5 protein-coding genes are annotated in these 4662 nt (G+C 70.1%); 1 reads left to right on the forward strand and 4 read right to left on the reverse strand.

The genetic code is table 11. From position 1 onward, the window contains the following. From FUT87_RS16880 to FUT87_RS16890, 3 genes are all read right to left on the reverse strand, one after another. Positions 1-511, reverse strand: a 511-nt coding sequence (locus FUT87_RS16880; RefSeq protein ID WP_147241764.1) for a lysoplasmalogenase, incomplete at its 3' end; no start/stop codon positions are given. Positions 512-662: 151 nt separating this feature from the next. Next, positions 663-1226, reverse strand: coding sequence for an ImmA/IrrE family metallo-endopeptidase (locus tag FUT87_RS16885; protein ID WP_091728326.1), 564 nt, complete (start codon positions 1224-1226; stop codon positions 663-665). A 126-nt stretch (positions 1227-1352) separates the two neighbouring features. Continuing rightward, positions 1353-3419, reverse strand: a complete 2067-nt coding sequence (locus tag FUT87_RS16890; protein WP_147241765.1) for an ATP-dependent helicase — start codon at positions 3417-3419, stop codon at positions 1353-1355. 64 nt (positions 3420-3483) lie between these two features. On the opposite strand from FUT87_RS16890, the gene FUT87_RS16895 reads away from it, so the two are divergent. Continuing rightward, entirely contained in the window at positions 3484-3840 is a 357-nt protein-coding gene (locus FUT87_RS16895) for a DUF1304 domain-containing protein (protein ID WP_091728331.1), read from the forward strand. A gap of 16 nt (positions 3841-3856) precedes the next feature. On the opposite strand, the gene FUT87_RS16900 is transcribed toward FUT87_RS16895, so the two are convergent. Further along, positions 3857-4662, reverse strand: an 806-nt coding sequence (locus FUT87_RS16900) for an ABC transporter substrate-binding protein (RefSeq protein ID WP_147241766.1), incomplete at its 5' end; no start/stop codon positions are given.

The raw sequence follows: 4662 nt of genomic DNA on the forward strand, positions 1-4662 counted from the left end.
CGCTGCCGCGCCACCAGGCCCAGGCCTGCGCCGCCATCGTCGCCAGGCAGACCACGTAGACCACCACCGGCACCTGCAGCGCGGCCGGGATGCTGGACCAGAGCCGGCCCAGCACCATCGCCGCGATGAGGCCGAACATCAGGAAGGGCCAGCGCACCGCGCCCAGCCGCTTGCGGGTGCAGAAGCCGACGATGTAGCAGACGTGCGCCGCGAGGAAGCTCACCAGCCCGGGCAGGAAACCCTGCTCCGGCCAGAGCAAGGCAACGTCACCGGCCAGCGAGCACAGCAGGCCGGCCCGCAGCCAGCGCGCCAGGCGCGGCTGCTGCGCGCCCCGCCCCCAGGCGTACAGCAGGATGAGGACGGTCGTCAGCGGCTTGAAGACGAAGGCCAGCGCCGGCGGCAGCTCGGGCGGCTGGGACAGCGCGAGGATGGCGACGGCCGCGCTGAGCAAGGTCAGCAACGGCAGTGCGACACCCATCCGGGAGGCGGGCTTGGCGGCGGAGGCGGTCATGCGGCCGCATTCTGCCGTTTGCCGATGGCGTCCATCCCCCTGGACCCGGTGACATGGCAGACCTTACAGGTCGGTCGCCGGCAGGGGCGACGGCAAGGACGATGACGACGGCGATGACGAAAGCGAGGACGGCATGGACGCGCACCGCCGGTCAGAGGTAGCCGCTCCGGCGGTCGAGCGCCTGCATGCGTTCATGCAGCGAGGCCTCGGGGACCTGGAACTTGTTGGCCAGCTTGCGGGCGCTGAGCATGCCGTGATCCATCAACCGGTAGATCGCGACCTCCGGCATCAGCAGGTCCAGCGCGAAGTGGTGGGCCTCCTGCTCGATGCGTCGCGGGCAGCAGGTGGACAGCGTGACCAGCGTCTCCGGCGGCACCGGTCCGTGTCCCAGCAGGTGGTGGCCCAGCGCGTGCGCCAGCACGATGCGTCGCCGCGCCGCGTCCTCGCCCAGGTTGACCTCGATCACCGGTCGTTCGTCGAGGTAGAGCAGGCGGCCGCGATACGGGTACAGCGGTTCCTGCGCGCCACCGCGGGCGCGCACCTCCACGCCGGCGCCCTCGGCCAGGTCCTGCGCGCTCACCGGCAGCGTGGCGGGATGCCAATGGGCCTGGCGCAGTTCATCGGCAATCGTGCCGATGAGGCGGTGGCGGGCGGCGGCCTCCTCGGGCGGCAGCGCGTCGCTGAAGCGCGACTTGGGGAAGGGGGCGGCGGACATCGGGTCTCCTCGGCGGGCGCAGAGGGACCGGATGCTAGGAAGGCGGACAGGGCCTCGTAATGACCCGAACCAGTAAGAATCCTGCGCTTGCGCCCCCGCACCCGTGGGTCGGGTGACCGGGGTTGCTCAGCGCTCGTCCTTCGCCGCCTGCGCCTGCCGGGCCGCAGTCTCGGCGGCCTTGGCGGCCAGCTGCTCGCGCATGCGCTTGAGCTTCTCCCGCGGGTCTTCCTTGATGCCGCTCTCGTTGAGCTTCATCTCCGCGATGAAGCGCGAGGGCACGCCCACCACCGTCTCGCGGTTCTTCTTGCGCCGGCGCAGCGTGGACACCGCCAGCGTGCGCCGCGCCCGCGTGATGCCGACGTACATCAGCCGGCGCTCCTCCTCGACGCGCTGCGGCGTGAGGTCCTCGTTCTCGGCCTTGAAGGGCAGCAGGCCCTCGTTGACGCCAGCCAGCAGCACGTGCGGCCATTCCAGGCCCTTGGAGGCATGCAGCGTCGTCAGCACGACCTGGTCCTGCTCCTCCTGGCGCTCAGCCAGCGACAGGATGACGCTGATGGTCTGCGCCACGTCGAGCAGCGACTGGCGCGGGCTCTCGGTGGTGATGCCGCCGTCGGTGGTGATCTCGCCGCCGCAGCGCTTGGCGACCCAGTCGACGAAGTCCAGCACGTTGCCCCAGCGGGCCTGCGCCACCTTCTCGTTGTCCTCCTGGTCGACCAGGTACTGCTCGTAGCCGATGTCCTTGAGCCACTCCATCATCAGCGCCTTGCCCTCCTCGCCGCCGACGGCGTGACGGGCGCGGTACTCCAGGTCGACGACATAGCGGCCGAATTCATGCAGCCCGTGCAGCGCCTTGCTCGACAGCGTCGCCTTGAGCGACTCCGCGAACAGCGACTCGAACATCGACAGCTTCCACTTCGCCGAGAAGTCGCTCAGGTGGCCCAGCGTCTGGTGGCCGATGCCGCGCTTGGGCGTGGTCACGGCGCGCAGGAACGCGGGGTCGTCGTCCTGATTGACGAGCAGCCGCAGCCAGGCGCACAGGTCCTTGATCTCGGTGCGGTCGAAGAAGCTCTGGCCGCCGGAGACCTTGTAGGGGATCTCGGCGCGGCGCAGCGCCTGCTCGAAGATGCGCGCCTGGTGGTTGGCGCGGTACAGGATCGCGAAGTCGGAGAACTTCGTCGTCGGATGGTTGGCGCGGATCGACTGGATGCGCGCGACGGCGCGCTCGGCCTCGTGTTCCTCGCCATCGGCCTCGATCAGCGTGATGGGGTCGCCCTCGCCGAACTCGCTCCACAGCGTCTTGGGGAACAGCTTCGGATTGCCGCCGATCACGTTGTTGGCCGCGCGCAGGATCGCGCTGGTGGAGCGGTAGTTCTGCTCCAGCGGGATCACCTTGAGCTGCGGGAAATCGACCGGCAGCTTCTTGAGGTTCTCGATGGTGGCGCCGCGCCAGCCGTAGATGGACTGGTCGTCGTCGCCCACGGCGGTGAACATCGCGCGCTCGCCGACCAGGCACTTCAGCAGCTCGTACTGGACGGCGTTGGTGTCCTGGTACTCGTCGACCAGCACGTAGCGCAGCGTCTCCTGCCACTTGCCTCGCGCTTCCTCGTTGGTCTGCAGCAGCTTGAGCGGCATGCCGATCAGGTCATCGAAGTCCACCGCCTGGTAGGCGGTCAGCCGTTCCTGGTAGCGCTGCATGACGACGGCGGCCGCGCGCTCCATATCGTCCTTGGCGTAGGCCAGCGCCTGCTGCGGGCTGAGGTTCTGGTTCTTCCAGAGCGAGATCGTCCACTGCCAGGACTTGGCCGTCGCCGCGTCGGTGGTGCCGCCCGCGTCGCGGAGCACGGACAGCACGTCGTCCGAGTCCATGATCGAGAACTGCTCCTTGAGCCCGAGGTGCCGCCCGTCCTCGCGCAGGATGCGCACGCCCAGCGAGTGGAAGGTCGAGATCACCAGCTCCGAGCCCGCCTTGTTGCCCACCAGGTGCCGGGCGCGCTCGCGCATCTCCTGCGACGCCTTGTTGGTGAAGGTGATCGCGGCGATGTTCTTCGGCCGGTAGCCCTCGGACATCAGCTTGGCGATCTTCTGCGTGATCACGCTGGTCTTGCCCGACCCCGCGCCCGCGATCACCAGGCAGGGCCCCGCCAGGTGATGCACGGCCGCGAGCTGGGCCGGATTGAGCGTGGTCTTGGACATGGAACGTGCGGGACAGGGAACTGCGGGCGGGCCGGGGATGATAGCGGGACGTAAAGTGCGAACCATGAACACAGCCGCCAACATCGTCGTCGCGCTCGTCGCGCTCATCCACGTCTACATCCTCGTGCTGGAGATGTTTCTCTGGACCACGCCCACCGGCCGCAAGGCTTTCGGGCTGACGCCCGAATTCGCCCAGGCCAGCAAGGTGCTGGCCGCCAACCAGGGCCTCTACAACGGCTTCCTGGCCGCGGGCCTGATCTGGGGGCTGGTGCTGGGCGCCGCGGGCGGTCCGGTGAAGGTCTTCTTCCTGGCCTGCGTGCTGGTGGCCGGGCTCTACGGCGCCGCGACGGCCAGCCGCAAGATCCTCTTCATCCAGGCGCTGCCGGCCGCCATCGGCCTGGCCCTGCTGCTCCTGGGCTGAACGGGCGGCGCGCCGCTCACTCGGGCAGCGCGACGCCGCGTCGCGCGGCCATCTGCTGCAGCTCGCCGCTGGCGCGCAGGCGCTGCATGCCGGCGTCGACCAGCGCGAGCCAGGACTCGCCCGCCGGCTCGCGGCTGAACGCGAAGTGCCCCTTGAGCTGCGCGAACGGCGGGGCGCAGAGAGCGACCTGCTCGCCCAGGCCCAGTTCCTGGATCACCGGCTCCGAGTTGCGCTGGTTGGCGGCGATCAGGTCCAGGCGGCCCACTTGCAGCATGCGCAGCGCGGTGGCCAGGTCGCGCACGACGGTGACGCTGAGCGCGGCGCGCGACTGCTCGAAGCGCTCGCCGTAGACCCAGCCCTGCACCGCGCCGATGCGCAGGCGCTGCAGCGCCTGGAAGTCGCCCCACCACAGGCCCTCCTCGCGCCGGCGCGCGTAGAAGACCAGCGCGTCCTCGTAGAAGGCCTGGCGCGAGAAACGCATCAGCCGCTCGCGCTCCGGGGTCCGGTAGGGGCCGACCAGGACCTGCGCCGGACCGTGCTCGATCATCGACTGCGCCCGCAGCCAGGGATAGAACTCGTAGCGCGGCGTGTGGCCGGCGGGAATCAGGATCGCGTCGAGCAGGTCCACCGCCAGGCCGAGCGGCTTGGCGCCGTCCGCGCCGGGCTCGAAGAGCCGGGCGAAGGTGGTGCCCACGATCCGCACCAGGCCCGATCGCGGCCGGCCCGATGCGGCGTTGCCCGTTGGGCTGCCACTCGCCAGGGGCTCGGCCCGGACGGCCCCCGACCCGGCCAGGGTCGCGGCGCCGAGCGCGGCATGGCGGA

The sequence above is a fragment of the Mitsuaria sp. TWR114 genome, assembly GCF_007997345.1.

Coding starts and splice junctions, on each gene's coding strand:
- FUT87_RS16885 (WP_091728326.1), bottom strand. CDS start 1,226: ATGTCCGCCGCCCCCTTCCCCAAGTCGCGCTTCAGCGACGCGCTGCCG.
- FUT87_RS16890 (WP_147241765.1), bottom strand. CDS start 3,419: ATGTCCAAGACCACGCTCAATCCGGCCCAGCTCGCGGCCGTGCATCAC.
- FUT87_RS16895 (WP_091728331.1), top strand. CDS start 3,484: ATGAACACAGCCGCCAACATCGTCGTCGCGCTCGTCGCGCTCATCCAC.